Source organism: Spiroplasma sp. ald (assembly GCF_044714355.1).
Lineage (GTDB): Bacteria > Bacillota_I > Bacilli_A > Mycoplasmatales > Mycoplasmataceae > Spiroplasma > Spiroplasma phoeniceum.
Genome location: NZ_RXFY01000175.1, coordinates 1 through 983 on the forward strand (window position 1 = coordinate 1; position 983 = coordinate 983).

Below are 983 nucleotides of genomic sequence, written 5' to 3' on the forward strand. Positions count from 1 at the left end.
ATTATTTCTATTAAGGGTCATACTAAAAGTAGTTTTGGAATATAAATTTTTATAATATTTTTTATAAATACATCTACTTTCTTTTAAAATTTGTAAACAGTGTATAGTGTAAAAATATCAATTTAATTATAAATGATTAATTTTATATTTTAATAACTATTATTAAAAATTAAATAGTATTTTTCAGTGTGCCTTACTTATTTTTTATATATTTTAACATTGTTATTACCAATGTTTATTACAGTAAGGAGACAATAATTATGCAAGAATTATTAGATGTAATTAAAATGAAAATTAAAACTATGCAAGTTACTTTAATTCAATTGAATGAATATGAAATTCATCGTGAATCCGTTAATATTATTCGAAAAGAAATGAGTTTTTATTAACATATCGCAGAAGAATTAGAAAAGGAAATTGATCATTATGCCAAAATCAAAAAATAATTTTTTCTTAAGTAGATATGACATAAAAGATGAAAGAATATTAGGAGTTTATGATACATACAAAGAAGCTGTAAAAGAAGTATATGGTTATGAACCGTGACATCCTAAATATGAAAATGCTTATGCTGCTATTTGTGCAAGTGCTAATAATGTTCCAAATAGTAAAGGCGAAAAAAGGTCAGCGTATGGGTTTTGATATAAAATATTTTTTGATAATAAGGCGTGTGATTAATTATGTTAGGAATTTGAATATTTTTTATTAAACGTAAATGTCAAATTTGTCAGTCTATTTTGAATAAAAAATTTGTTGGTAAATTATATTTTAAGTTAAATATTTGTTCAATTCAGTGTAACCGAAAGCGAGTTGATTTGAGTAATGTATCAGGAACCAAATTATAATAAAAGTCCAAATCTGTTTAATTAAAGTAATCAATATTAGACTTCTTGCATAACCTATTAAAATAATTGTAAATATTTTTAAAAAGATACTAATAGCAAATTATAATTTTAATTAATTATGTCTTTTATTTAAAAATT

At 21.5% G+C, this 983-nt stretch carries 2 protein-coding genes; both read left to right on the top strand.

Translation table 4 applies throughout. From position 1 onward, the window contains the following. Positions 1-260: 260 nt before the first annotated feature. Positions 261-389, top strand: a complete 129-nt coding sequence (locus tag EHU54_RS05945) for a hypothetical protein (RefSeq protein ID WP_400249479.1) — start codon at positions 261-263, stop codon at positions 387-389. A 37-nt stretch (positions 390-426) separates the two neighbouring features. After that, positions 427-678 carry a hypothetical protein gene (locus EHU54_RS05950; RefSeq protein WP_400249480.1) on the top strand — a complete coding sequence of 84 codons (252 nt, stop codon included), beginning with the start codon at positions 427-429 and terminating at the stop codon, positions 676-678. The last annotated feature ends 305 nt before the right edge of the window (positions 679-983 follow it).